Source organism: Shouchella rhizosphaerae, assembly GCF_900142675.1.
Classification (GTDB): domain Bacteria; phylum Bacillota; class Bacilli; order Bacillales; family Bacillaceae_D; genus Shouchella; species Shouchella rhizosphaerae.
Genome location: NZ_FRBS01000005.1, coordinates 439,658 through 464,151, shown reverse-complemented (window position 1 = coordinate 464,151; position 24,494 = coordinate 439,658). Strand labels below are relative to the sequence as shown.

The following is a 24,494-nucleotide window of genomic DNA, read 5'->3' as shown; positions in this document are numbered from 1 at the left end:
TTACAACCCCATCTACGAGGAGCTCAAAGCCAAAGAAGCGGCCAAACTACATAGTGAAAGAGGAGCCACACTCTACGCGCAAAGAAAAACGGACGTCGAGAGTGTATTTGGGCATGCCAAACAAAATCTCGGGTTTCGACGATTCCACCTTCGCGGGTTGGAAAAGGTGACGGTGGAGCTTGGTTGGCTGGGGTTGGCCCTCAATCTGAAGAAAATGGCGGGTCTTGCCCGCCATCATTCACCGAAATACCGATCTATCCAAATAAAGGGGAGTCGAGATCAAGTCAGATCTCGACTCCCCTTCTTCATTTTAAAGGCTTTTGGGACAACCTCTTCTATTAATCTTGTTACGCATCCAACCCCTCTAGAATGTTCACCACGTTCATGCGGTTGTGGTAGCCAAGGAGGTTGCCTGTTTGCCTGCTTGATTCAGCCCGATCCCGAAACACTTCGATCCAATCGCGGCGTTCGTTTTCTTGATAAGGGAATGGTTGTGAAATGCCTTGGCGTTCTCTAAGGTCGGACAGGGCTTTATCGTAATTAAATGTAAGGGTGGCGAGATCTTGGTGGCTAATCTCTCCTGCTTGATACAACGCAGATGCTAATTCGTTTAACTCGGCAAATGTGGCGTTGCGGATATTATATTTTCCAGTAAGCTCTTTTAAATCGGGACCACTCTTTTGTTGAGGTACTGAAGTGGCTTGCGTTTCTGGCATTGATCTTATTGCTTTATAAGAAACCTCGTTTTTATTTGCTGCAGAAGCTCTAGTTAGAACGGAATGTGTGGCATTTGTAATGTGCATCGTCTTCCCTCGCTTTTATTGAATGTAGATAAGCTGACAGTGGCTGGGGCGCTTTTTTTGAGATGTACATTCTTTATATCGGTTACATAAAAAGGGAATTAAACCTTACTATTGTTGGGATCCGACATATTCACAAACACTTTACGTTTCCTTCACCTTTCCTTTATGTGCAGCGCTTATGCTTAAGATAAGCATTAAGAGAGGGGACGATGTAATGGCGGTTTTTCTCGTTACCATGGTCGCATATCTGGTCGTAGCCGTGTCGCTGTTAAGGCTTCCTCCCAAAAGCCTTTCCTAAATATAGTGATGGTAAAATGGAAACCGCACAACGATTTGTATCATCCTGAAATCTGCTGCTTGTTGCGTAACAAATCCCCCTTAATGTTCAATGGCTAAGTAAATCTCAATGTCTCCATTTGGATAATACTTTTCAAAATCGTATGTGTATGCCCTCTTTAATGTACGTGAATCCTCGCTTTCCCAAATCTTTTTCCACGTGTGAACCACACCTTGTTCATCGGTTGTGTCGACATGGACAATTTCATAGTTTCCGTTCTTTAGTATTTTCAATAAAGGATTGCCTTGGCTATCTTCTATCGCAATGCTTAATGTATAATCCCCCTTATAGTCACTCTCATAATTATGATACACACCATAAATTATCTGATTCTGGTTTAAATGACTTGAAGCTTCCTTCCACAATCCTGCAATCTTTTCCATCAACCGATCGTCATTAAAATTATTGGTCCGCACACTATTAATGATTGTTAGCTCCATTAGGTTTCTCCCTTCTCACGAAAAGTTTGTTTAACATTTTCATTCTATCAAACACGTAACATCGTAATTCATTTAAATTGTATTGAGCGACTTAATAGAGCAGCTATTACTAGTATCCTCTTCCATGATTTTTCTTGACTTGGTGTTCACTCCAAGTAGTATTCTGTATTTACTATTTTGAAACACAGAAAGGAAGGGTTAAATGAAGGAACATAACAAAGTAGTATTGATCACTGGAGCTAACTCTGGGATTGGATTGGAACTGACGAAAAATCTGCTATTACAAGGCTGGGAAGTGGCTGCTTTAATCCGCTCTGATTTTCCAAATGAACAACCAATCATCATTGATGCTCTTAAAAAGAACCATTTAAGAGTATATAAAGCGGATTTAGCTGATTTCTCAAGCCTTAGAAATGCACTTGACCAGATTAAAAAAAGCGAGGCTAAAATTGATTTGCTTTTCAACAATGCTGGAGTCTCTTTTGCTGAATACAAACATTCCAAGCAGGGGCGTGAACTCCATTTCGAGGTTAATACATTAGTGCCTTTCATCATTACAATGGAACTTAGAGAACTGTTACTAAAAGGGCAGGATAAAACGATAATCAACACATCTTCCAATTCTTTGTTATTTTTAAAGCAATTTGACTTAAATACAATAATCAATCCTAAAACTCCTTTTAAAAAGTTGATAGGTCCTTATGCAAACAGTAAATTGGCCCTATCCTTGTGGACGAATGGAATTGCACCAGAGCTATCGAGTGAGGGAATAAAAATTCGCAGTGTCTGTCCAGGACCAAATAAGACGAGGTTAACTAAAGGAAAGGGAATGCCAAGCTATATCCTTCTCATAAGGAGTCTTATGTTTACTCCCCCAAGTAAAGGGGCTTCCCGCTTATACAATGCTGCTTTCAACAACGAGATTACCGGGATTTTTATAAACAAGGGCAAAGAAACTGCTATCAAACTCTCGGGGCATGAGGAAGAAGTACTTAATCGACTGTATGATATTTACAAAAATGAGTTTCTCGTTTTATAAGCTGCATAGTGTGTGGAATTTTAATGAAATGAAAATCAGACAGAGGGTGATGATTTGGGCACGTATTCTATTAAGCAAATTTCCGAGAAAACTGGATTAACGGAAGATGCAATCCGCTATTATGAAAAGATTGGCTTGCTTCCCTATGCAAAAAGAAAACAAAATGGACATCGAATTTACGATGATGAAGATAAAGAGTTAATGGAATTGATTATTTGTCTAAAAAAAACAGGAATGTCATTAAATGAGATGAAAAAAATTATAAAATTGCCTATTAAGGAAAACATCAATGCTATTCCCGAATTAAAAAGAACTCTTTTAGATTATAAAGAAAAGATTATGACTCAAATACAGGATTTGCAACGTATTGTGGCGTTTATTGATAATAAGCTGGAAAGCGATTCAACTTTATTTCGGTCTAAATAGAGACAACAACGATTGTTCGCAGTTGTTTAAAATAAAGTTGATCAAAATGGCCTTATAAAGACTGATTTAACAAAGAGAAGAGAGCCTACATTTGAAAAATGTTGATCAAAGCAGGCTTTCTTATATTTGTTTTATATAGCAATATGTCCAGAGGGAGAAGAATGACCCCTCAGCCTTGAAGGGGAAGCAGGAATAGCAGAAAGCTAATGTATGCTATTTGTTTAATTGACTCATAGGGAAGGGGTTTTGAAGCAGAGAAGCCTCGGTAAGGAATAGTTAAGTAGAGTCACTTGTCGTCCGTAGGTCTTTAGTAGCATAACAAAAACCGACATAGAGCCTCTTGCAGGAAACAGGGCACACTTATATCCTAACAATAAGAAATATAAAAATAGACAAATAATTTGTGTTTATACATAAGCAAAACCCTGATTCGACAGAAAGGGGAAACGACAGTGAAAAAGTGGCTTACCATAAGTACACTGTGCGCAGTGTTTCTAATTGGAGGGTGCAATACAGCCAATGACCAACAAGAGCCAGAAGAAGTGAACGGAGAAGAGACACAGGAAGATCCCGGTACTGAACAAACGCCAGAAGACGATGACACTGAACAGGAAGGGGAGGACGAAGGAGTGGAGAATAACGAAGATTTTCTAGCGGTTGAAGATGAATTTACAAAAGAGTTTTTAGTGTCCACCGATGTGGAACCAGGTTTTCACCAAATGAGAGGGAAACTTGATGGTTTTGAGATGCTGATTCCGGAAAATGGGATTATTTCCGATCTGCTTCATGATATTGAAAACGATGATGCTGAAACGGTCATTTATACGTTTAATAATTATCGTGAAAAAAAACTATACGATGTTCAAGTTATGTACCAAAGCCATTACCCTGAAGAATTAAAACAAAGTTATTTAAATGTATTTAAACGTGCAAATAATTTCGAAGGAGAATATAAGTATGTGGAAGCAAATGGTTTAGAAATGTATTACGGGAGCTTTGAAGATAAGGATGAGTACGGCCCGTACGTGCAATATTTTAGTTACCTTTTTGCCAAGGATAGGAACCAGGCGATTTCATACTCGTATACGGCGATGTGCCAGGGAGAAGAAGAATGCACTCTTAGTTTTGAAGAGGATATCGCGATGGCGGAGAAGCTAATGCATTCCATTCGTTTGTTAGATCAATAGGAAAGGAGATTTGGGATGAGCAGTGTTTTCGATAATGAAATGGTGCAAATGAGAATTACCAATCTTGAGTATAAATTCCCGAAGATGACCGATGAGGCGATCATTGAAGCAGTTGGACGGATTTACCTGGAGGAAATGGGGGAGCCGCTTGAGGCGAAGATTCACATTGAACGAATGGAGAATTATTCTTTTACCGCAGATGCGAAAGGGACAGCGATTGTCTTGGCAGATAAAGAAGATCCTGATGAAGTGAATGAAGTGGTGTTTATCTCCCGAGGCAGTGTTTCTCCTGAAGATTGGATCGACAATTTGTTTGGTGTTGGTGTCGGCACCGGAGGCGCTCAATATGCAGAAAACACGGAAGCTTTTCTTGAGGAAGTAGGCGAAAAAAATAACATTGATGAAGAGGTCCCCATTTATGCTCTTGCCCATTCCAAAGGCCACAATACCGTATCTGCAATTCAACTTAATAAATCGTACTTCTCAGAAGTGCACACGTTTAATGGCGCACAGGCTAATGCTGTCCAACAAATACGTTATGACAGAGACTTTAGAAGAGCGGTAGAAAGGGAATTTAACCTCTCACGATTAAATGCGGAATCTGTCCACTCCATCCCCGCCGCAGAACTCGAAGCGTTTGCCCAGGAGTATTACAAAGACAAAGGGGTTGATATCCATCAAACTCGCTCCAAGAGTGATTTTTTGTATGCGCTGGATTCCTTTCCAGGGATGTTTGTTGTGGGCAATGTGGCAACGTACCGTACGGACCATGAGAACAAAGGATTCGTCGAAGCTGTGGAAGCGATTCCTCAAGAAGAGTTGCAGGCGTTGCTTCATTTTCTAGCCCCGTATGGCAATGTTTATGGGGAGGAAGGGGTTGCCGGTGTTATGGAAGAGGCGTTTGGTGATGCATTGGCTTATTACAAAGACCACCCAAACGCTGAGCCGCTTGATATTGGGGCGATGAAAACGACAGTTGCTGTACTCGTCGATGAGTTGGGGGAAGCGGGGTATTTGTCTGAGGAAGATGCCCGGCAGCTGAAATGGCATTTGCAAATGGTGCTGACGGAAGTAGGGGCGATCTATGAGCGGATTCATGAAGGAGAAGGACTGTCGATTGGCAGGATGATAGAAGATGGCCTGTTTGCTGGATTATTGTATAAGTTGTCGATGGAGGATCGGATCGCAACGATCAATAAACTGTTTGACGGAATCGCGAAAGCGGCGGAAGAACATCATAGCCTTGAAGCGCTCATGAATGAAATCGCTGAAGGCAAGTCTTATCAAAATGGCGATTTGTATTTGGAAGGTTTTGCTGGTGGGGACGAAATTAAGCTGAATTTGAGCAAAACGTTAGACGCGTATGAAGCCGTAAAAAAGGTTCTTGATCAACAAGATACACTGCTGGAGCGCTATTTGGCAGTGGTTGAGCATGAGTACATGGACTTTTACAATCATAAGAAGAAACAACTGGCTGCCAAAATGAGCGTTATGGAGAGCAACTACCGGGCTTACCAGCATTTGTTGCCTAGTTCTTATGGCGGGCTCATCACCAATTTGCGTTTTCGTGAATCGTTTTTGCCGCTTGAAGGCGCGCCACTTGAAGGCGTTGCTTGGTTGGTCAAGCAAAACCGGGAGTCAATCGGAGAGAAAGCGGAGGCGATGCGCCAAGCAGTAGAAGAGATGTTTGATGTCGAACACAATGTGGCCGGCATGTTTGCTTATTTATCAGGATAAGGGAAGTGGGATTGATGAATACATTTGGTTTTAGCGGAACATATACGCTTGAACAGGCACGAACACACGACGAGAAACGAAACCTCGTGGTGGAATTGTTGCAAACGAAAATGGACATGCTTGGTGAATTGAAGCAGGAAGTGAAAGGCATTCTTGACTCGAGCAAAGGGGAAATCATCTTGGCGTCGATTGAAGCGTTGGAGTCTGAGGCGGTAAAAGGACAGGAACGGCTGCAAACGGCGGTTGATGAATTGATTCGCTTTCATTGGAAGTTTGAAGACGTAATCGATCATGCGAAAACGCAGCCGTTTACGATGACGTATGCAGAAGTTCCTAAGGATTAGCGATTGGCTTTAAATAGCTGTTGGCTTGTTGGGACATCTAGTTTAAGTGCCATTCTTCTATAAAGTTAGCCGCTTTCGTCTTTGAAGACGCATAAAGGAGAAGCGTTTTGCCATTTCCTCGGTACGTCTATTCCTATAGGCTCATTCGTTTGTCCGAGTCCACTGCTCCAAAGACAAAAAGCCTACCCTAACAAGGTGCAGTCTATCACAGGCAGGCCTTGGCCACAGCTTCCAATTCTTTTTCTAACCCCTCCAATATAGCAGCCCGCTCTGTTGGCTTTTGTTCGTCAAACAGCAGTTGTTCAAGAAATTCCCAAATATCTTCGAGCTTCCGTCTGCCTTGATAAAAGGCCAAGCATTCTTGGTCAATGACATAGTCGAGATGGCGCTTGCGATAGTGATCCATAAACGCATTGTTGTAACATTCATCGACGACAAACATCATGTCCGCTTCTACTGGCGCGAGCTTCAGCCCTTCCCAGTCAATCAAAACCAGTTCTCCTTGTGACGTCATCAAGTTCCAATGATGCAAGTCGGTGTGGCATAATGCATAGCGGAGCGGCCGCTGTTTAAGTGTGTTAGCCCGTTTTTCGGTCGACTCAATCAATGACAGAAGCGGTTGTGAAAAAGGCGCAATGGTTGTTTGAATGTCATCAGGCAACGTCGCAAGCTGCTCTGTCAGCAGTTTGTATAAGGAGACGGCAAAAGGCAATGAGAAGTCTTCCTTTAGCTGTGCAGTCGCAATAGGCGCTGTTTCCTCTCCGATGGCATGGAGTGCGGCGATGATTGTAGCCAATTGCTCCACTTGGCCGTTTGTTAGTTGTTGTGGACCGATTGTTTCGCCTTCGATGTGCTCGTAAAGTAGAAAAATGCCTTTGTCGTTTTCGCATTTGCATTGGCCATTTTTGGTAAGGATCGGCACTGGCACTTTGCCGTTTAAATCGTTTTGCTCGTTGAGCCAAATGAGGGCGGGCACGTATTCATCAATGAGTGCTGTCCATTTTGGCGTGGATGTTCTGCTCTTTTCGTACATTTTTAAGAAATAGGTATGTTTCTTTGTTTCGACTCGATACGCAAGTGCTGCCCAGCCGCCCTTTTGCGGAGAAATCGTTTGTGCCTGTAATTGGTACTGTTCCTGCAATAGTTGTTTTAAGCTGTCCATTGGGTACTCCTTGTCACGATTTGACTTTCTTTGTTCATCATAAAAGGAAGTGGCTCGTTGTAGCAAGGCCAGCGGTGCTGAATGCCTACGGTTCAATTCGCACTCTCGTTCCGATCGGGACAGTGGCGGCGAGTTCTTCGACATCTTCATTGTGCATGCGAATGCAGCCATGGGAGACAGACTTGCCGATTGAGGAAGGATCATTTGTGCCATGGATGCCATAATGCAGTTTGGAAAGCGACATCCACATTGTTCCAAATGGACCTCCTGGGTTGGGCGCTTTGTTGACGATGACAAAATTTCCGGTTGGTGTTTGCGTCAGCATTTTTCCGACCGCAATGGGATAGATTTTTACGACAGAGCCATTGTGGAGCAAAGTCAACTGATGCTGGGAAAGGGAGACATGAATTTCATACGGGATCGTGTTTGGATTCGGAAGGCCAGGGATGACAATCGATTGGCCAACGAATAGTTGATTCGGGTTGATCGTTGGATTGGCTTGAATAAGATGGGACAAAGAAATTCGATAGTCAGCGGCAATGGACGATAACGTTTCGCCTTGCTGGACGCTATGAAAAAACATTGCTTATCCTCCAGTCGGTTTTATGTTGCTTCTCTATGAGTGTACGCATTCGATCCTGTCCTCTTGCATGCCCTTGTTTGGTTATGGAAAGGATCACGTTGTTCGTTCGTAAGGAAGGCAGAAATCATTAGAACGGCTGTACACTGTTCGAAAGGAAAAGGTGATGGTTAACAAATTTGCAGATAGACGCCCGGATTGGATAGAACAAATCAATGAGCAACTCATCCCTTTGGATGAAGGGGAATGGAAGCAGTTAGATCGGTTTTTAGAAGGGAAGCAGATCGTATTACTCGGTGAAAATTCACATTGGGTGAGCGAATATTATACAAATAAAATAAAGCTCGTTCAATATTTACATGAGAAGCATGGCTTTCGTGTGCTCGTGCTTGAAAGTGGTCTTGTCGAAGCGAGCACAACTGAATTTTTTGGAAATACAAACCTTGAATCCGCGATGAAAAACGGATTATTGGGGATTTATCATAATGAGGAAATGGCCGCTCTTTTTACGAATGAGGGCTTAAAGGATTTGACGATTGCGGGAATGGATGTACAGCCGATTAGCAACGACTGTTCGCAGCGTATCCTTTCGTATGTGGAAAAAGAAATAGGCGGCCATGTGGCCAATAAACTAAAAGACGTCGAAGCGACGTTCTTTGAATTAGAACCACAAATAAGAAATGAGGTCAAGTTGGCGAAAGACACGAAGAAGCAGCTGAAACAATTGGCCGAGGGGTACGAAGAGGTGATCTCGTTGATGGAGAATGAGATGCAAGCAGGAGTGTACTCTAAAAGGCTGCAATTGATTTATCGGGGGATCGTGAACCGAAAGCAGTGGTTGTTCGTTAACTTAAAAGGACGTTTTCGTTCAGGAAGCTTGAGAGATGTGTTTATGTATGAAAACCTTATGTGGTTGCTTGACTACTATAAAGGCGAGAAAATCATTGTTTGGTCACACAACTATCATATTCGCAAAAACCGATCCCTTTTATTAAAAGGATTGGGAATAAAGACGGTAGGGCATTTGCTTGCGAAACAATATTCTCATGTTCTTCTTTCAATCGGCTTTTATGCGGGCAGCGGTACGTGTTTGTCCCCTTACAAGCAACCATACGACATTTCCGTCAAAAATCAATACCATCTTGAAAAACTGCTAATGGAATTTAATCGCGACGTGCTGTTTTTGCCAGTGAATATTGATGCAATCGGCAAAAAACGTCCTTGGTCCAAACAAAACTGGTGGCTGCTCGAAATGAAATGGCTAGGAATGGCCCCGCTCGTTATCAAGCCATACAAGTTTTATAATGCGATTTTTTTTGTTAAGTGTGTAAATCCACCAAGATATTGGGAGGATCAGGACTAAAGCTTGCTTCCATCTGCTAAAGAGCTGTTTTTCTTTCGCCAGCGTTGATAGAACGCTTGTTTTTATTTTGCTGTGGCTGCTCGTTTTTGTGCATGTTCTTGTTTCATTATCGTGTGAAAACGAGCGATGGAAGCAATTTTGACGTAGTACTAAATTCTTAAGCCATTCGATTCATTTCTGCCTTTTCCCGTCCGATAAGAAAAGAGAACTAGCCATGTATTGGCGTGTAGCTAGCCAATTTTAACAACTTAGGAGGGAACAGGAAATGGAGAGGATTTCTCAACTGTCTTTACGGCACAAATTAGCGATTCCGATTGTCGCTTTAGTCATAATTTGTTTTGTGATTCTGACATGGATGAGCCAAAGTACGTTAAGCGATCAGTTGCACCGCGACTTGGAGCGTGAATTGAGAAGTGTTGGCCTGTTAACAGCATCTTCGCTTGATCCAAGTGACGTAGAGGCGGTTATGGGCGTTACCGATGAGACGGATGAAGCATTTGTCCACTTGCAAAACCAGCTAGAGACGATTATGGAAAAGCAAGGCATTATGTACTGGAGTTACATTTGGCAAATGGAGGGGGACAGCGTTATCCCACTCGGCTTTACGAAAAATCTAGAGGACGTTTATAACGTTGGCGAATCGTTTGATAACTTGGCATCAATTCATATTGAAGGCGGGCATCAAGCGATTGAATCAGGGGAACCTGTCGTCACCGATGTCTTTGAAGATGACTTCGGTACGTGGAGCACTGTCTTTAGCCCAATTGAAAACGAACATGGCGAAACAGTTGCTGTCATTGGCATCGACTACTCAGCTGAGTACATTGACAGCATTCTCGGCGAGCTACAACTTAGCCAATGGTTGACAGCAATTATGGGAACGCTCATCGTTGCCTGTTTCGTTTATTTTGTCGTGAATGGCCTCTTAAAACCATTAAAACAAGTCGTTCAAGTGACAAATAAAGTGGCTGATGGAGACTTGGCTGTTCCATCTTTAGAGGTACGCAGCAAAGACGAAGTGGGGCAAATGGCTACGGCGTTAAACCAAATGGTGCAAAGTTTGCGTGGCTTGATCCAGAATATGGCTTATGCGTCTGAACAAGTAGCAGCGTCATCGCAACAAGTGGCAGCGGCCTCGAACCAAACAGAGCAAGCTGCAAATGAAGTGGTCGCAGTAATGGGCGACATGGCGGAAGGGGCACGGGTTTCCCAGCAAGCAGCAGAAGATACGGCTAAAGCTACGGAAGAAAACGCCCAAGGGATTCAGCGTATCGCTCAATCGTCAGCAGTCGTTGCCGAGTCTGCCCAAAAGACAGCGGCAGAAGCGAGCCAAGGCAATGACATTATCCAAAATGTCGTAAAACAAATGCAGTCTGTCAGTTCGTCGGTCAATCAAGCAGGAAAAGAAGTGCAAGAACTTGGCGAACGGTCTAGTGAAATCGGAAAAATTGTTGAGCTTATTACGAACATCGCCAACCAAACGAATTTGCTTGCACTGAATGCGTCGATTGAAGCAGCGAGAGCAGGAGAGAATGGCCGTGGCTTTGCAGTCGTGGCAGGAGAAGTCGGCAAATTGGCTGAACAATCCGCAGCCTCTGCTAAACAAATTACTGATATTATCGCTGAAATCCAAACGGTCACTGAGCGTTCGGTTGAATCGATGGCTACGGGGACAAAAGATGCGGAAGAAGGGCTTGCCAGCGTTAATGAAGCAGGAGAGGTATTCCAACGGATTTTAGGAGCAGCCCAACAAGTCGCGGCCCAAGTAGAGGAAGTGTCTTCTGTATCTGAACAATTATCGGCTAATTCAGAGGAGGTTGCCGCCTCTGTCCAAGAATTAACCGGATTTGCAGAGGAAACGACCAACCGAACAGACAATGTTACGACCGTTTCTAAGGAACAGCTCGCTGCGATGAAGGAAATCGCCGCAAGTTCTGATTCACTGACACAAATGGCGGAACAACTGCAAGAATCGATGAATCAATTTAAGCTTGAGCAGCAAAAGGACGTGTTGGAATGAACGCCCTAAAAGGCAAAACAGCCGTTGTTACAGGAGCGAGCAAAGGCATTGGCCGGGCTGTGGCGTTGGAGCTGGCTAAAGCTGGTGCGGACGTGCTCGTTAATTTTATTGGCAATCCGGAGGAAGCAGAAGAAGTGTGCGCGATCGCCGCTTCCTATGGCGTACGTGCGATGAAGTGGCACGCAGACGTCAGTGATCCCCAGCAAGTGAGGGATATGTATGCCCTCGTTGATCGGGAATTTGGCAAAATCGACATCCTTGTCAACAATGCAGGAATTGCGGAAGAGGCGCCTATCATAGATATGACGGATGAAGGCTGGGACCGAATGATCCGTGTCCATCTGTATGGGACCTTTCACAATTGCCGCGAAGCCGCAAAACGGATGACGGAAGCGAAAGCTGGAAAGATCATTAACATTTCCTCTGATCTGGGGCATCTAGGTTGTGAAAATTTCTCCCATTATTCAGCGGCAAAGGGAGCCATCAACGCGTTCACAAAATCATTAGCACGTGAATTGGCTCCTCATGTGTTAGTCAATGCTGTGGCCCCTGGCGGCACATGGACCGATATTCTTGCTTCGTTTGGCGACGATTATGCAGAAGAGGAAGCGCAAAAATACCCATTAAAACGGCTTGCGAAACCAGAGGAAATTGCCAAAAGTGTGCTGTTTTTAGCTTCTGATGACGGCAATTTTTACACGGGGCAAATACTTGGGCCAAACGGTGGGGCTGTCATGCCATGATAGGAGAGGACACGCAATGGAAGGAATAATCATTTTTCTCATTTACTTAGTTTTTATTTACTATATGGGCTATAAAGGTTACCAACGTGTGAAAACAGCAGAGGATTTAATCGTCGCTGGTTGGAGTATGCCCCTTTATGTCGTAACCGGCAGCTTAGTCGCAGCTTTGCTCGCTGCCCCATTCTTTTTTGCCGCAGTCGGCTCTGGCTACACAAGCGGCGGCTTCGAGGGAACCGCGACAATGGCTGGTTTAGGGACATGTATGATTCTTGGCGCCCTTATTTGGACGAGACCGCTCAGGCGCTTGCGCGGTTGGACGATTGCAGACTATTATGGTTTGCGGTTTGCCAGCAAAAAACTTGGCGCTTATACAGGCTCCGTTATGGCCGTTGCATTTGGCTTTTTTAATGCAGGCGCACTGACCGTTGGCGGAACATATGTCATTCAAACGATTTTTGCGATCGATTTTATTCCGGCCGCTTGTCTGTTTGTGTTGTTAACCGTTGTTTATTCAGCAATTGGCGGTCTATGGGCCGTTGCTTATACGGAAATTGTGCAAGGGGTTGTCGCCTTAATCGGCATTTTAGGAATTGCAGGCGTGGTCCTGTTTACGCACGGCGATTTAACCTTTCAGCCAGACTGGTGGAATGTAAGCAATTTGTTTGAAAAAGGCGGCGTTGAATTTTGGGCGCTCTATTTGGTGCTCGCCCTCGGAGACATTCCCGCTGCGGACCTTGGCCAACGTGTTGCCGGCGCCAAGAGCCCACGTGTTGCCTACTTGAGCATGATTATTGCTGGAGTGATTGTCATTAGCATCAGTTGGATACCAGGCATGTTAGGCGAAGCCTTTAAAACGATCTTTCCAAACAGCGACAATCCAGAAATGCTCATGATTATGTTCGCTGATGGCTATTTCCCGCCAATCATTTCAGCGATCTTTCTTACATCGTTGGCGGCGATGGGCATGTCAACGCTGGCTGCTTGTTATGTGGCATCGGCTGGTATTTGGACGAAGAACATTTATCTTGATTTAATCAACGACCAGCCTGATCCGAAAAAGTTGCTGCTCTTTTCTCGCATTGCCATTTGTGTGAGTGCGGCGCTGGGGCTTCTACTCGCATTAGGTTTCCAAAAAGTCATTGATCTCGCCTATTTAGCTTGGGATGTCGTGTTTGTGACATTGTTTTGGCCGATTGTCCTTGCGCCATTTTGGGGGCGTGTTAGCACAAAAGCGGTTTGGGCCAGTGTGACGCTTGGGCTCCTTTCTTACGGGGTGACGACGTTTACCGGCGTTCCCGGTCCTGAAGTAGCCTCAACAGGTATTATCGGTCTGTTAGTGGAACTGTGGCATTTGCCAGTCTTTTTCGGTGTTGTCATCTCAGGCTTGACGATCGTTATCACAAGTTTGGTTTCCCCAGCAACACCTGAAGTGCGGAACATGCATGAACTTGAAAAGATACCGACGGCAGATGAGTAGCGGTAATCGCGCCCTACACACTGTCATCAATAGAAGGCTTGTTGCTTTTTTGGCAACAAGCTTATTTTTTCCTATTTAGGTTGTCTCTCCACTCTGCTATTGCCCTCTGACTAAAGGCAGCGCTGCACAATGGATGCCGCCGCCAATTTTGCGGATTTCCGTCGTGTCAATCGTCTTTGTGCGAATGCCTGCCTGTTGTAGTTGTTTAATCGTACCTGGATATTCAGAAGCAATCAAGACATGGCCAGGTGCTAAGGTGAGGCAGTTGGCGGCACGGTCTGGATCATTGGGGTCTGTATAAATCAGGCGATAGCCCCGTGATCGTAGCTCTTTCAAAAACCAATAAGGAAGCCGCTTTGGCTCGACTAGAGCGGTTTTTGTGTCGACAAGCATAAACAGCTCATCTAAGTGGATGCGGTCAGCAGGCAAGTCGACGACGATCAACTCCATTTCTTGCCATGCTAAAATGGTACGGAGCTGGTCAATGCCTGCTTGGTTCACGCGGACCGAGCGGCCAACGACAGCAGATCGTTCATCTAGCATGGTAAAGCTGCCGCCTTCGATAAAACCGTTGCCTTGAATCGTGGCCAAGACTGGCATGCCCAATTTGGCAAAAGTGCGGTAAGCCGCTTGTTCTTCGCCTTGACGGATGCCTAAAGCGAACCTTGGCAAGATGACGCCACCAGGAACAACAAGGCCTAAATCATGAACATAGATTGACTTCGGGTGATTTGGTGAAACAAAATCCAAGTCTATAACTTCTGCACCGCTATCCAGCAAAGCTTGGCGCAACTGATCATGTTGGCGATGCAATAGCGCCACATCAATCGGATCTGTTCCAGTTAAATCGTTGCCGATGACACCTTGATTGTCTTGTAAAATTTGGTCGTCTATATACGTTTCATAGCTTTTGTTGTCTAGTTGTCGCAATTCATTACCGGGACGGTGAATCAGCACTTTTTGAATGGGGCCAACTGGAGAGAAGGCTCCCCATAGGCCGCCCCACACCGCTTGTTGTGCGTCTATGTCGTAAAAGGAATCGACAACCAATCGTTGTCCAGGCAAATGGTTTGAAGGCAATGGCAAGTAACATCTCTCCTTAATGTTTAAGCTTCTTTTCCTAGTGTCGACAAACGAGAATGCAGTAATACGTAAAATAAACGGAAGAGAGATGGCCCAAGCTTGCGCAATTTGGATCAAAAAAAAGAAAAGACGGTTTGCTATGATAAAAGGGCGAGAGGGGGGAGGACGATCGATTACAACAAAAGCATCCAAACGAGCATTGCCTACATTGAGAGCCATTTACAGGACCCCATTTCGGTTGCGGATGTGGCAAAAAAGGCGGGCTATTCGCCGTATCATTTCCACCGTGTTTTTTTACAGGAAGTTGGGCTGAGCTTGTCTGAATATATAAAGCGACGCCGCCTTTGTTTTGCAGCGAAAACGTTATTGCATACAGACACACCTGTTATTGAAGTGGCATTTTCCTGTGGCTTCGAAAGCCAAGAAGCGTTTACACGCGCGTTTAAACGGCTATATGGCTTGCCGCCTGCCCGTTATCGCACTCGATTTCAACCACATCAATTCATTCAGGCAAATGGAGGGAACATGATGGATTTGCAAACATCTCCGATAAAACACTGGTTTTTAAGCGGCAGTCAGCCTGCCGAATACGAGTATGGATTGGACACCGAAACCGTTCACCAAGGCAGCGTATCGGCTTATTTGAAATCGTACGCCCTTCAAGAAGAGGACGATTTTGCAACGCTGATGCAGCAATTCAATGCCAAGAACTATGTAGGCAAACGTGTCCGTTTTTCCGGTTTCGTCAAAACCAAAAATGTCACCAATTATTGTGGCTTATGGATGCGAGTCGATAACAATATGAACGATGCGCTCCAATTCGACAACATGTCAAACCGCAAGATTGTAGGAACGACCAACTGGAACCGCTATGCGATTGTGTTAGATGTCCCTGAAAACAGTGCCGTTATTTCCTTTGGCCTTTTGTTGTCAGGCAAAGGGCAAGCATGGCTCGATAGCTGCTCCTTTGAAGTCGTTGACAAAAAGGTGCCGTCGACAAACATAGAGATGAATTTTACGATGTATGATGAACCATTAAATTTGTCTTTTCAAGAGTAAGGAGTAATAAAAAAGGAGCCTTTGCACACCGCAAAGGCCCCTTTTTCGTGTGTGGAAAAATGGGCATTGACAAAATCGTTATTTTTGTATATATATGATATATACAATATGAACAAAGTATACATTGAGATGTCGGTTATTTCAATGTATCAACGGGTAAAAAAATGGCGGGCGTTGGCACAAGTGCTTATCGGTTGGCCAACGCAAACTCAAGCTAATCGATTTGCGCAGCGGATTGACTATCATCTTACAATCAAGAAGGAGAATGGATATGTCGTTTATTTTAGAAGTAGACCATTTGAGAAAACAATATTCCGATTCGGCTTTTGCCTTAAAGGGTGTGTCTTTTTCGATACCGTACGGCTCGATTGTTGGATTTATCGGAGAAAACGGGGCAGGGAAGTCGACTACGATGGGGTCGATTTTAGGAACACTCCAGAAAGACAGTGGCACCATTCACATTTTTGGAGAAGAGATGGCGCCAGACAAACTACATCTAAAAGAAAATATCGGCGTTGTGTTTGATGACATCAAACTGCCTGGAGACTTAAACATTGTGAAACTAGGAAATGTCTTTCAGCGGATTTACAAGCAATGGAATCAAAAAACGTTTGACCACTATGTTGATTTCTTTTCCTTGCCAAGAAACAAGAAAATTAGAGGGTTTTCACGGGGAATGTCGATGAAACTCTCCGCTGCCGTTGCCTTGTCCCACGATGCCAAATTGTTAATATTGGATGAAGCGACAGCAGGCCTTGACCCGACGGGAAGGGATGAACTGTTAGATGTATTAAAAGGATTTGTTCAAGACGGAAAGCGGGGGATTTTGTTGTCGTCCCATATTACGAGCGACATTGAAAAAATCGCCGACTCTCTCGTTTTCATTAAGAACGGAAAAATTTTGTTAAACGTTAAAAAAGCCGAATTGCGGGAGAAATACGCGATTTTGCAATGCAGGCAAAATGAGTTTGATCTTATTCAGCAAAAGTTGATTCTCACATATAAAAAAAATGAAGACACCGTCGATGTGCTTGTGTCTGATCGGGAACAAGTGCCTTCTTCGATCACGAAAAAAGACTTTACTATTGATGATATGACGCTTTTGTTAATGAGAGGTGAAACAGCATGAAAGGCCTAGTCTTAAATCAATACTACTCTGTAGGAAAAAGCTTCTGGAATTATATCGCGTTAAGTGTGGTCATCACCGCGATTTTGCTGTTTACTCAAAATGAGATGCTGATGCAGTTTGCAGCATGGTTGCCGCTCTTTTTTATGGTTACGCCAGCCCTAGAAGTTTTAAAGCATGAGTCGATGTCAGGCTGGAGCAAATTTGTGCTTACGCTGCCTTTAAAAAGGAGGGAAGTCGTACAAAGCCACTATCTTTTTTACTCAATGATGATTGTCATTGGCATAGTCATAACGGTTGCTCTATTTATGGTTGCCGATTCCTTGATTGGCCAAGTCATGACCGATTCCGCGGTGAATAAGATAATGAATGGTGTCGGCATCGTTCTTATTTCAGGCTTGCTTAACTATCCATTGACGTACCTGCTAGGGACTGAAAAATCGGATGGCATCCTTGTTTTTAGCATCATGGCTGCAGTCGGGTTGTTTTTACTAAGTTCTTGGCTATTTGAAATTTTTCTAGGCGCTGTTTCCTTTGATGCACTACAAGGGATGAATCTAGATAAGCTGTTCTCTGGAAGTTTTTTAGCGGTCACGTTTGTGCTATTCATGGCCTCCTACGTAATTGCACTGCAAGTGTATAAAAGGAAAGAATTCTAAGCGAGTAGGTGCGAACCCCAAGCGCACATGAAATCCCAGGGAGGTTCGCACCAAAATTCACTTTTAATATGTAATAATGTGTGTAAAAATGAATTAATGTGAGTGGGACCACATGGTAAAATAGGAGAGAAAAACGAAATTCACGCTTTTTTGGATGTTTCATTCCATAAATTCGTTGAAATTCGCTGTCGCACTCTTTGTGAGTGCGTGGATTGAAATCTTTCTTTCTCTCCATCACTAGTAAGATCAAAAGTCGCACTCTTTGTGAGTGCGTGGATTGAAATAAGACTGGTTCGAGCGGGTGGGTTGCAACTTCAACGTCGCACTCTTTGTGAGTGCGTGGATATGAATCGCGCTCTTCTCAGCTGCCAAACGTTGGTAGTCGCACTCTTCATGCGTGCACACATGAAGAGAAGAACGCCCGGTTAGACTGAATCACCACCATCTATACAGCAGCCAAAACCCTTATTTTACAGCGTTTTGGTTTGTTTTGTTGGGCTGCTTGACAAGGTATGGCTATGTTCTGTAAAGTAGTTATCACACTAACTACTTAGAGGTGCTGATATGGAAGAGGCAGTCATTCAGGAGCTGCAAAAGCACGGTTTTTCCAAATATGAGTCAAAAGCGTATATTGGGTTATTAAAGGCGCCAGCGATTACAGGTTATGAATTAAGCAAGCGCTCAGGCGTGCCTCGGTCGATGATTTATGAAGTGCTTGGCAAGTTGCTCGATAAAGGGGCTGTGCATACCGTGCCCGCTGACCCAATTGTCTATAAGCCAGTGGATCCGCGGCAGCTATTGACGAAAATGAGGGAAGATCTTGATGCTTCTTTGACCTCATTAGAGGATTCGTTAACCACTTTAGAAAGCGACCAAAAAATCGATGTGGTGACAAGGATTGTCCAGTATGACCATATCATTAGCGAGATGCGCTCCATGATTCGGGCGGCGAAAAAAGAGTTATGGTTGTCAATTTGGTCGCCAACGGTGGCAAGCATTGAGGACGTGTTAAAGGAAAAAGAAACGGACATTCCAATTTTTACCGTGTTGTTTGGCGATGAAAGCAAGTCATTTGGGCATACGTACCACCATAACTATATGGCGCCCAACATTGTCAGTGAACGAATGGGTGGCTATTTGACCATTGTCATTCGTGATGAAGAAGAAGCGTTGATTGCAAAATTTAGCGATAAGGGTTCAGAATGGGCTGTTAAATCAATGGACCCTGCTTTAGTGCTCATTGCTACAGAATACATTCGCCATGACATTATGGTAGAAGAAGTGACCAACGCATTTGGACCAGAGAAGCTCGATGCTTTATGGAGAAAACGTGAAGATTTGATTCACGTTATGACCGGAAAAAGCAGCTTGTGATAAGCGTAATGCTCAAAGCAAGCTGTTTATTTTGGAGGAATTTTTAGTAGTTAGTAGTATAACTTCTAGGAGATGTACGATGAATGCACATGTGAAATTTAGTTTGGCTATGGCGATTTTCGGTTCAATTGGATTGTTTTCCGTAAAGGCTGGTTTACCATCGTTAGAGCTTGTATTTGTTCGCTGTTTGTGTGCGAGTGTGATGCTAGGCGCAGTACTATTGTTAACGAATAGGAAAGGAAGAGAGGAACGGCCGCCGAAAAGCGAGTATGGAAAGGTTTTATTATGTGGCTTGTTTCTTGTGCTTAATTGGCTCTTCTTTTTCCGTTCATTCGAAGTCATGCCGATTACGGTAGCAGTGTCGATCTATCATCTAGCGCCACTTCTTATCTTACTTTTAGGTTCATTGTTGTTTAAAGAAAAGTTGACTTGGGCAGGCATCGCCTCGATTGTGATTTGTTTTGTCGGTGCATTGCTCGTCGGCAAAGCGTATAGCCACGGCCATGTTTCGGACTTTTTGCAGACAGGTATTGGTTGGGCTTTTGCTGCTGCGTTCTTCTATGCATTAACGTCGCTTGCAGGAAAAAGCATCACTGTTTTATCACCAACTAAAACAACACTAATACAAACAATGCTTGGTGCTGTATTATTGGCGCCATTAGTCGATTGGCACTTATTTTCGGGACTTTCCGCCGAGAACTGGCTGTTTATTCTTATAACAGGATTTATCCATACAGGTGTTGTCTTTTATTTTTTCTTTTCCAGTTTAAGAGAATTGCCTGCTTCGACGATTGCTATATTGGTTTTCATCGACCCGATTGTTGCAATTTTGTTAGATGTCGCCGTTCTTCACTATCGCCCCGATATCCTGCAACTTGTAGGGATTTTGCTAATTTTTTTGGCTATGGGGTACCGCCCGAAAAAATACGAACAGAAAAAGGCATGAGCCCCGTTGTTATACTGTGAACTGTACTTTAGTGAATTGAAAATAAAAGGATGGCTAGCTAATAGTGTTGGAGAGCTAAACATCAGTGTAAGTTTCCGAACGAGTTTTTGAATTAGATGGGGGCGTATGAGGGGGAAGCAGGGTTTGCCAAATGAGTTTACGAGCTGAAAAGAGGGCCTGTGATGGCAGGCCCTGTTTATTAGGAAAGGGAACCGATTAAATAAACCCATTTTCAGCTAAACATTCTAGGTAAAACTGATAGTCAGTGTCGGTCATGTCGCCTTCCTTCATGCCCTCAATCCCGATTCGGGCAACTAAGTACGTAACTAGATGATGGGCAAAGCCATATACCTTAAAATTTGTTACGTAATCTGTTTCGTCTTTTTCTAAGACCACAGAAACCCGTTTTCCATGGTTATGCTCATGGATAAGTTGATTATACGATACAGACTGCCCATCATTCTTCGATTTTGTTTGCGAAACGATATAGCTGGCTTTTTCGTAAATTGTAGACAGAAAAGGCTCTTTTATCGCATCGATATCATCCTTATTTTGAATTTGTTTAAGCACTTGTTTATTGGTTATTGTGTAAAGTTTATAGATTCTTTTTTCATCTACTTCTTCATCATTTTCGTAATCTTTACGAGGAATTGTGAATAGGGGCAATTCTTTCGCCTCATATTTCCTCTCTAACGTATGTTCAATCTGAAATCGATTTAATTTTACTGGTTTCAAATGTTTGGATCGTGCATCCAGTTCCTTATAATTCATGGTTATCTATTCCTACCTTTACTGTGCTTGCCCATCAAATGTGTTTATTTTTGGATCTTTTATCGGTTTTTTTAATGGTATTTCCATTAAAGCTTAAGAGAGGTTAAACGTTCAAGCCTAGATTATTCGTAAATATTAAACAGCTACTTGCTAGATAGCGTAATGATTTCTCTAGGTATAGCTTCATACGTTGTCAAATAGACTCATATTCATTGCTTATCTCCATGAACGCGAGCAAACCAAGCAAAAATAGTTGAAAGATCGTTGTTTTTAAAAAGTAGCGCTACCCTTGGCAGAGCAGCGCTTGGCCCGTCTTTTACCGATTGGTATGAATGGCCTCCATTTCTTGATCGTAGGCGGTGCGGCAAATGTCGATGACGCCTGGGCTAATGTTGCAAAAGGCTTGAGCGCCTTGTATGACTTTTTTTACACGGGGCTCTGAAATCACTGAAGCAGGGAAGGCAAGAATTTGTGAAATGGTGATCGCCAAGTTTTGTGTCAGCTTCATGCCGTTGCTTGTCGTCATTTCTCCGTCTACGCCTTCCCAAATCGCTAAGGCAATCGAGAAAGCACAGCTGATCGCCCCTAAAAGCGTTTCGCCTAAATCAAGAAGGAGCTCGTAGGCCAGTTTGGCAATGCCTTTGTTTTTAATCTGGTTGCCCAAAGCGAGTCCGTCTTTAAGGTTAAAACCAATTTGAAACAAAGCATAAAACATTTCAAACCCAAGTCGTTTTTCGTACGGTTTGTACGCCAAATCAAGCGACAATGTCGTAACGGAGGTAGCCGTTCCGACGCTGTAAGACAAAAACACGACAGCGCAACCAATTGTGGTCGTTTCTGTGAAAGACATTGTCGTGCTTGCCGTGCCAGCAATAATTGAGGCGATGCCGCCAATAAAGCCGAATGCATAACTGGCTTTTCTTGCCGCAATGGGAACCTCGGGTTCAGCGGCGGCTTGCAACAGAACAGGGGACTGCTCTTGGTCAAGGGCAAGATGAGGTTGCTTGCCGCCAAGCTTTGCGAGAAAATCGCCATAGGATTGGGAATTGACCAATTGCGTTGTTGTTTCTTCCTCAAAAGGAACGTCGCCAGTTGTGGCTTTATAAAGTACAGTAGCGGGAATTGCTGTTAGCAAACTAATAAAGTCAATTAACGTCAATTTGCTGCCAGGCGCGACTATTTCTTCATAAAGAGGGGTAAGGAGCGGCACATTCCAATGGATATGCAACAAGTCGTCAACCATTTGCGTGATTTGCTCAGCCGCTGTAAACAATCCATCAGCGAGAAGTTTAACCCCCTCTAATACGGCGTCTTCCAACAAGGAGATGATCTTTTGGAACAGAGTTGCAAATGACCATGACTCGAATTGGCTGGCAAGTTCAGTGCCAAATTGCTCAAACTGTTGCTTGACGCTTTCCAGTCCGGCTCCCCATGATTCGTCATAGGCAAGTGTGTCTACTTCAGGTAGGTTTCCGCCAGGTTTCAGCAAATGACCGCTCATAACGTAATTCATCGACCAATTCGCTTCAGGTGCTTCAAATAATAGCTGTTGTCCGTATTCTTGCTCGGTTAAGGTGCGGCTACCAAAGGCACCAATGTTTTCTTGCAAGGCTGGGTCAGCGATGTTCCTTTGGACATGTTCAATCAAACGGTCAACAAACGCCTTCCCTTGATCCAACTTTTGCACGGTTTCTTTTATTCCTAGTTCAACGGTTGTCCGAATAACCTCATGCGTCCGCAAAATGTCTTTCCATTTAAATAAATAGCCGAGCCAACGGACAAAGTCATCCAGCAGAATGTCAATTTCGGCAAACACATATTCGATCACGTCCCACAATTGTTCTGCGTAACGAAGAACAACACGGTACGCTTTTTCGGCGCTGTTAATTACTAGTTCAATGCCTTCTTTTACTTTGCTGAAAACGAAGTGTGTAACGGTGATAAAACCTTGTTTTATTGCATGCCAAATATCCCCAAACCAATCGCTCAGTATGTGTGCCGTGTCTTTTGTTTGGTTCAACAGATGGGCTCTTGGATTGAAGTGTTGGTCAATATGGCCCTTGTTTTCCGTATAGACAGGGTGCTTTCCTGTTAAGTCGAGTCCCCAATGCATGCTGTCTTCGACGTGGGCCAGTGACAAAGTATTAGCCAAAGGGATATGTTTAGAAGAAGTTTGAAATGGCCCTTGCTTATGACTTGGTAAGGTTTGTGCCATCGTTAGCAAACGTTGAACGGCTTGGTGCGTATCGGCGATGTCTTGTTTTGATTTGCCTTTTAAAAGTGGTTCGGTAACGCCATCTTGGTCGGTTTGCATTTCCGCGTTGATCCATTCATCTACCGTCATGCCTGTCAGCTTTTGCTTTACTTGTGCAAGCGGTTCGATATCAATGGTTTCGTTTAAGGCTGGTATGGTAATTCGTAGGGCAGCTGCAGCCACGCTTTTGACGTACTGTGTAATCATCACATTCCCGAGAGAATCCGTGTTTGCTTCGATATAGCCAGGGCGGTCAGTAGCAAAATATGTTTTTCCGTTAATGGTCAGTTGCACCAATTCAGAGGCTTGCACCCAGATGGTTTCGTTGACCGCAGGTGCTCCTTTGTCGTCGACTAATTGAATCACGGTACTGTATCCGTCTTTCTCTTCAATTGTGCCAAGGGATTCAAACAGGATTTGTTCGCTATGCCAACGCGTTGTCGAAACATCTTGGAAGTATCGATATAACTGATTATCTAAATCGACGACAACTAAATGATTTTCCCCGGTAGTGCGGTTGACCCATAATGCCGATTCTCCAACTTGTTCTTGAAAAAGCAAGGGCTCCGTCCAACTCGTTTCGTCAAAATGGGAGCGAGAAAGTTTCCCGTCGTCTGTAAGCAGCCAAATGTCTGTGCCTGAGTTTGTTCGTGCTGCCAAAATTTGTTTATAGGGGCGTTTGGAGGGATTGCCATCGATTTTGCGCAAACCTGCCTTTACCGTTTTCGCGTCTTTTGCGAGTTGGACAGCAGGGCTTGCGTAGTATACCGATGTATCGCCAAGCCAACATTCAGAGTTTGAACCAGGAGCAGTTACAAGCGCAAAGCTAGTTGGGCTGAAATCCAGCGGCACCGGATGGTTGTAATAATGAAAATCGGGCAAAGACGTAATGACAAGCTGTGTTTGTTTGTCGCTTGTTTGGTACAAGGCATATAACAGCCCGTCGACGCCATTGATTGATTCCAATTTGTTATGGTGGCCAATAGCAGTCTGGATGACGTGTTTGCTGTTCAACGGGGCGGGAACTTCTCGCCATAACCATGTCGTGTCGGTCAGGTTAGGGTTAATAAGATGGTTTGATGAGCGATCCTTGTCTTGCGTTGTGACAACAATGAATACTTGGCCTTGTTTTCCGTATCCGGTAGCAATGTTTGACACCGTTCCGCCGCTGTATTGTCCCCGGAATAGCCAACGATCCTTTGTGTGGTCAGAAAAGTCTTTAGTCATGTACACTGTATAGGTTTGTTCCTTTAAGACAACGGCGGTAAGGAGAGGAGCGCCGTCAGCGTCTTGAATCGCTTCAATAAAGACCGCTTCACTGTGCTCGGGCAGGCCACCGCTTAAATAGCGGGTGTTCCAGCCTTTATCTGTACCGTTTTCTTTGCTATACAAATAAATAAGGCCATCACTGCCAATTGAAAACAACCATAATTGCCCATCTGTGCCTGTTGTCGTTGTTAATGCCTTATCGTATTGCAACGGAGTACCAGATACATAGCTTTTCATTAATGTTGATTGAATCGAATAACGGGAAACACCCATTTCGTTGACCCCCTACATGTGA

Annotated in this window: 21 protein-coding genes and 1 pseudogene; 15 read left to right on the top strand and 7 right to left on the bottom strand. The window is 44.0% G+C overall.

The window, feature by feature from the left end; genetic code table 11:
• A pseudogene (locus BUC05_RS21780) lies at nucleotides 1-221 on the top strand (transposase); the annotation flags it as partial.
• A 126-nt stretch (nucleotides 222-347) separates the two neighbouring features.
• On the opposite strand, the gene BUC05_RS21775 reads toward BUC05_RS21780, so the two are convergent.
• On the bottom strand, nucleotides 348-716 hold the full coding sequence (locus BUC05_RS21775; RefSeq protein ID WP_220557574.1) for a hypothetical protein: 369 nt from the start codon (nucleotides 714-716) through the stop codon (nucleotides 348-350).
• A 465-nt stretch (nucleotides 717-1,181) separates the two neighbouring features.
• Nucleotides 1,182-1,580: a GyrI-like domain-containing protein gene (locus BUC05_RS16375; RefSeq protein ID WP_073305374.1), complete on the bottom strand. Its 399-nt coding sequence runs from the start codon at nucleotides 1,578-1,580 to the stop codon at nucleotides 1,182-1,184.
• A 202-nt stretch (nucleotides 1,581-1,782) separates the two neighbouring features.
• Between BUC05_RS16375 and BUC05_RS16370 the strand changes: the two genes are divergently transcribed.
• From BUC05_RS16370 to BUC05_RS16350, 5 genes are all read left to right on the top strand, one after another.
• Entirely contained in the window at nucleotides 1,783-2,619 is an 837-nt protein-coding gene (locus tag BUC05_RS16370) for an SDR family NAD(P)-dependent oxidoreductase (RefSeq protein ID WP_073305372.1), read from the top strand.
• A gap of 54 nt (nucleotides 2,620-2,673) precedes the next feature.
• A complete protein-coding gene (locus tag BUC05_RS16365) occupies nucleotides 2,674-3,045 on the top strand; it encodes a MerR family transcriptional regulator (protein ID WP_073305370.1) in 372 nt (123 codons plus the stop codon).
• A gap of 452 nt (nucleotides 3,046-3,497) precedes the next feature.
• A complete protein-coding gene (locus tag BUC05_RS16360; RefSeq protein WP_073305368.1) occupies nucleotides 3,498-4,232 on the top strand; it encodes a hypothetical protein in 735 nt (244 codons plus the stop codon).
• A 15-nt stretch (nucleotides 4,233-4,247) separates the two neighbouring features.
• Nucleotides 4,248-5,969, top strand: coding sequence for a DUF6792 domain-containing protein (locus BUC05_RS16355; protein ID WP_073305366.1), 1,722 nt, complete (start codon nucleotides 4,248-4,250; stop codon nucleotides 5,967-5,969).
• Between the two features lie 14 nt (nucleotides 5,970-5,983).
• Nucleotides 5,984-6,313 carry a hypothetical protein gene (locus tag BUC05_RS16350; protein WP_011248375.1) on the top strand — a complete coding sequence of 110 codons (330 nt, stop codon included), beginning with the start codon at nucleotides 5,984-5,986 and terminating at the stop codon, nucleotides 6,311-6,313.
• A gap of 205 nt (nucleotides 6,314-6,518) precedes the next feature.
• Here BUC05_RS16350 and BUC05_RS16345 read toward each other — a convergent pair whose 3' ends face one another.
• Nucleotides 6,519-7,475 carry an aminoglycoside phosphotransferase family protein gene (locus tag BUC05_RS16345; RefSeq protein ID WP_063609191.1) on the bottom strand — a complete coding sequence of 319 codons (957 nt, stop codon included), beginning with the start codon at nucleotides 7,473-7,475 and terminating at the stop codon, nucleotides 6,519-6,521.
• Nucleotides 7,476-7,560: 85 nt separating this feature from the next.
• Nucleotides 7,561-8,058: a L,D-transpeptidase family protein gene (locus tag BUC05_RS16340; RefSeq protein ID WP_035203383.1), complete on the bottom strand. Its 498-nt coding sequence runs from the start codon at nucleotides 8,056-8,058 to the stop codon at nucleotides 7,561-7,563.
• 163 nt (nucleotides 8,059-8,221) lie between these two features.
• Between BUC05_RS16340 and BUC05_RS16335 the strand changes: the two genes are divergently transcribed.
• The 4 genes from BUC05_RS16335 to BUC05_RS16320 all read left to right on the top strand — a co-directional run bounded on the left by BUC05_RS16335 (nucleotide 8,222) and on the right by BUC05_RS16320 (nucleotide 13,658).
• Nucleotides 8,222-9,418 (top strand): erythromycin esterase family protein, encoded by a 1,197-nt coding sequence (locus BUC05_RS16335; RefSeq protein ID WP_063609192.1) that lies wholly within the window; start codon nucleotides 8,222-8,224, stop codon nucleotides 9,416-9,418.
• Between the two features lie 265 nt (nucleotides 9,419-9,683).
• A complete protein-coding gene (locus tag BUC05_RS16330) occupies nucleotides 9,684-11,438 on the top strand; it encodes a methyl-accepting chemotaxis protein (protein ID WP_035203379.1) in 1,755 nt (584 codons plus the stop codon).
• Nucleotides 11,435-12,181 carry an SDR family NAD(P)-dependent oxidoreductase gene (locus tag BUC05_RS16325; RefSeq protein ID WP_035203376.1) on the top strand — a complete coding sequence of 249 codons (747 nt, stop codon included), beginning with the start codon at nucleotides 11,435-11,437 and terminating at the stop codon, nucleotides 12,179-12,181. The genes BUC05_RS16330 and BUC05_RS16325 overlap by 4 nt, the downstream gene beginning before the upstream one ends.
• Nucleotides 12,182-12,197: 16 nt before the next feature.
• On the top strand, nucleotides 12,198-13,658 hold the full coding sequence (locus BUC05_RS16320) for a sodium:solute symporter family protein (RefSeq protein ID WP_035203373.1): 1,461 nt from the start codon (nucleotides 12,198-12,200) through the stop codon (nucleotides 13,656-13,658).
• 96 nt (nucleotides 13,659-13,754) lie between these two features.
• On the opposite strand, the gene BUC05_RS16315 is transcribed toward BUC05_RS16320, so the two are convergent.
• Entirely contained in the window at nucleotides 13,755-14,744 is a 990-nt protein-coding gene (locus BUC05_RS16315; protein WP_094978963.1) for a dimethylarginine dimethylaminohydrolase family protein, read from the bottom strand.
• Nucleotides 14,745-14,909: 165 nt separating this feature from the next.
• On the opposite strand from BUC05_RS16315, the gene BUC05_RS16310 reads away from it, so the two are divergent.
• From BUC05_RS16310 to BUC05_RS16290, 5 genes are all read left to right on the top strand, one after another.
• A complete protein-coding gene (locus BUC05_RS16310) occupies nucleotides 14,910-15,800 on the top strand; it encodes a helix-turn-helix transcriptional regulator (protein WP_035203700.1) in 891 nt (296 codons plus the stop codon).
• Nucleotides 15,801-16,071: 271 nt separating this feature from the next.
• The gene (locus BUC05_RS16305) at nucleotides 16,072-16,929 is read left to right on the top strand and encodes an ABC transporter ATP-binding protein (RefSeq protein ID WP_073305364.1); all 858 of its coding nucleotides are present in this window, start codon (nucleotides 16,072-16,074) and stop codon (nucleotides 16,927-16,929) included.
• Entirely contained in the window at nucleotides 16,926-17,585 is a 660-nt protein-coding gene (locus BUC05_RS16300; RefSeq protein WP_035203364.1) for an ABC-2 transporter permease, read from the top strand. Before BUC05_RS16305 ends, BUC05_RS16300 begins: the two co-directional genes overlap by 4 nt.
• 564 nt (nucleotides 17,586-18,149) lie before the next feature.
• Nucleotides 18,150-18,959 carry a TrmB family transcriptional regulator gene (locus BUC05_RS16295; RefSeq protein ID WP_011248364.1) on the top strand — a complete coding sequence of 270 codons (810 nt, stop codon included), beginning with the start codon at nucleotides 18,150-18,152 and terminating at the stop codon, nucleotides 18,957-18,959.
• A 79-nt stretch (nucleotides 18,960-19,038) separates the two neighbouring features.
• Nucleotides 19,039-19,905: a DMT family transporter gene (locus BUC05_RS16290; RefSeq protein ID WP_011248363.1), complete on the top strand. Its 867-nt coding sequence runs from the start codon at nucleotides 19,039-19,041 to the stop codon at nucleotides 19,903-19,905.
• Between the two features lie 216 nt (nucleotides 19,906-20,121).
• On the opposite strand, the gene BUC05_RS16285 is transcribed toward BUC05_RS16290, so the two are convergent.
• Nucleotides 20,122-20,676: a hypothetical protein gene (locus BUC05_RS16285; RefSeq protein ID WP_011248362.1), complete on the bottom strand. Its 555-nt coding sequence runs from the start codon at nucleotides 20,674-20,676 to the stop codon at nucleotides 20,122-20,124.
• Between the two features lie 316 nt (nucleotides 20,677-20,992).
• On the bottom strand, nucleotides 20,993-24,472 hold the full coding sequence (locus BUC05_RS16280; RefSeq protein WP_035203359.1) for a haloacid dehalogenase-like hydrolase domain-containing 5 protein: 3,480 nt from the start codon (nucleotides 24,470-24,472) through the stop codon (nucleotides 20,993-20,995).
• Between the last annotated feature and the right edge of the window lie 22 nt (nucleotides 24,473-24,494).

What these genes read in the sequence shown, in the direction of transcription:
- BUC05_RS21775 (WP_220557574.1), bottom strand. Translation starts at nt 716, where the DNA reads ATGCCAGAAACGCAAGCCACTTCAGTACCTCAACAAAAGAGTGGTCCC.
- BUC05_RS16375 (WP_073305374.1), bottom strand. Translation starts at nt 1,580, where the DNA reads ATGGAGCTAACAATCATTAATAGTGTGCGGACCAATAATTTTAATGAC.
- BUC05_RS16370 (WP_073305372.1), top strand. Translation starts at nt 1,783, where the DNA reads ATGAAGGAACATAACAAAGTAGTATTGATCACTGGAGCTAACTCTGGG.
- BUC05_RS16355 (WP_073305366.1), top strand. Translation starts at nt 4,248, where the DNA reads ATGAGCAGTGTTTTCGATAATGAAATGGTGCAAATGAGAATTACCAAT.
- BUC05_RS16350 (WP_011248375.1), top strand. Translation starts at nt 5,984, where the DNA reads ATGAATACATTTGGTTTTAGCGGAACATATACGCTTGAACAGGCACGA.
- BUC05_RS16345 (WP_063609191.1), bottom strand. Translation starts at nt 7,475, where the DNA reads ATGGACAGCTTAAAACAACTATTGCAGGAACAGTACCAATTACAGGCA.
- BUC05_RS16340 (WP_035203383.1), bottom strand. Translation starts at nt 8,058, where the DNA reads ATGTTTTTTCATAGCGTCCAGCAAGGCGAAACGTTATCGTCCATTGCC.
- BUC05_RS16335 (WP_063609192.1), top strand. Translation starts at nt 8,222, where the DNA reads ATGGTTAACAAATTTGCAGATAGACGCCCGGATTGGATAGAACAAATC.
- BUC05_RS16330 (WP_035203379.1), top strand. Translation starts at nt 9,684, where the DNA reads ATGGAGAGGATTTCTCAACTGTCTTTACGGCACAAATTAGCGATTCCG.
- BUC05_RS16325 (WP_035203376.1), top strand. Translation starts at nt 11,435, where the DNA reads ATGAACGCCCTAAAAGGCAAAACAGCCGTTGTTACAGGAGCGAGCAAA.
- BUC05_RS16320 (WP_035203373.1), top strand. Translation starts at nt 12,198, where the DNA reads ATGGAAGGAATAATCATTTTTCTCATTTACTTAGTTTTTATTTACTAT.
- BUC05_RS16305 (WP_073305364.1), top strand. Translation starts at nt 16,072, where the DNA reads ATGTCGTTTATTTTAGAAGTAGACCATTTGAGAAAACAATATTCCGAT.
- BUC05_RS16300 (WP_035203364.1), top strand. Translation starts at nt 16,926, where the DNA reads ATGAAAGGCCTAGTCTTAAATCAATACTACTCTGTAGGAAAAAGCTTC.
- BUC05_RS16295 (WP_011248364.1), top strand. Translation starts at nt 18,150, where the DNA reads ATGGAAGAGGCAGTCATTCAGGAGCTGCAAAAGCACGGTTTTTCCAAA.
- BUC05_RS16290 (WP_011248363.1), top strand. Translation starts at nt 19,039, where the DNA reads ATGAATGCACATGTGAAATTTAGTTTGGCTATGGCGATTTTCGGTTCA.
- BUC05_RS16285 (WP_011248362.1), bottom strand. Translation starts at nt 20,676, where the DNA reads ATGAATTATAAGGAACTGGATGCACGATCCAAACATTTGAAACCAGTA.
- BUC05_RS16280 (WP_035203359.1), bottom strand. Translation starts at nt 24,472, where the DNA reads ATGGGTGTTTCCCGTTATTCGATTCAATCAACATTAATGAAAAGCTAT.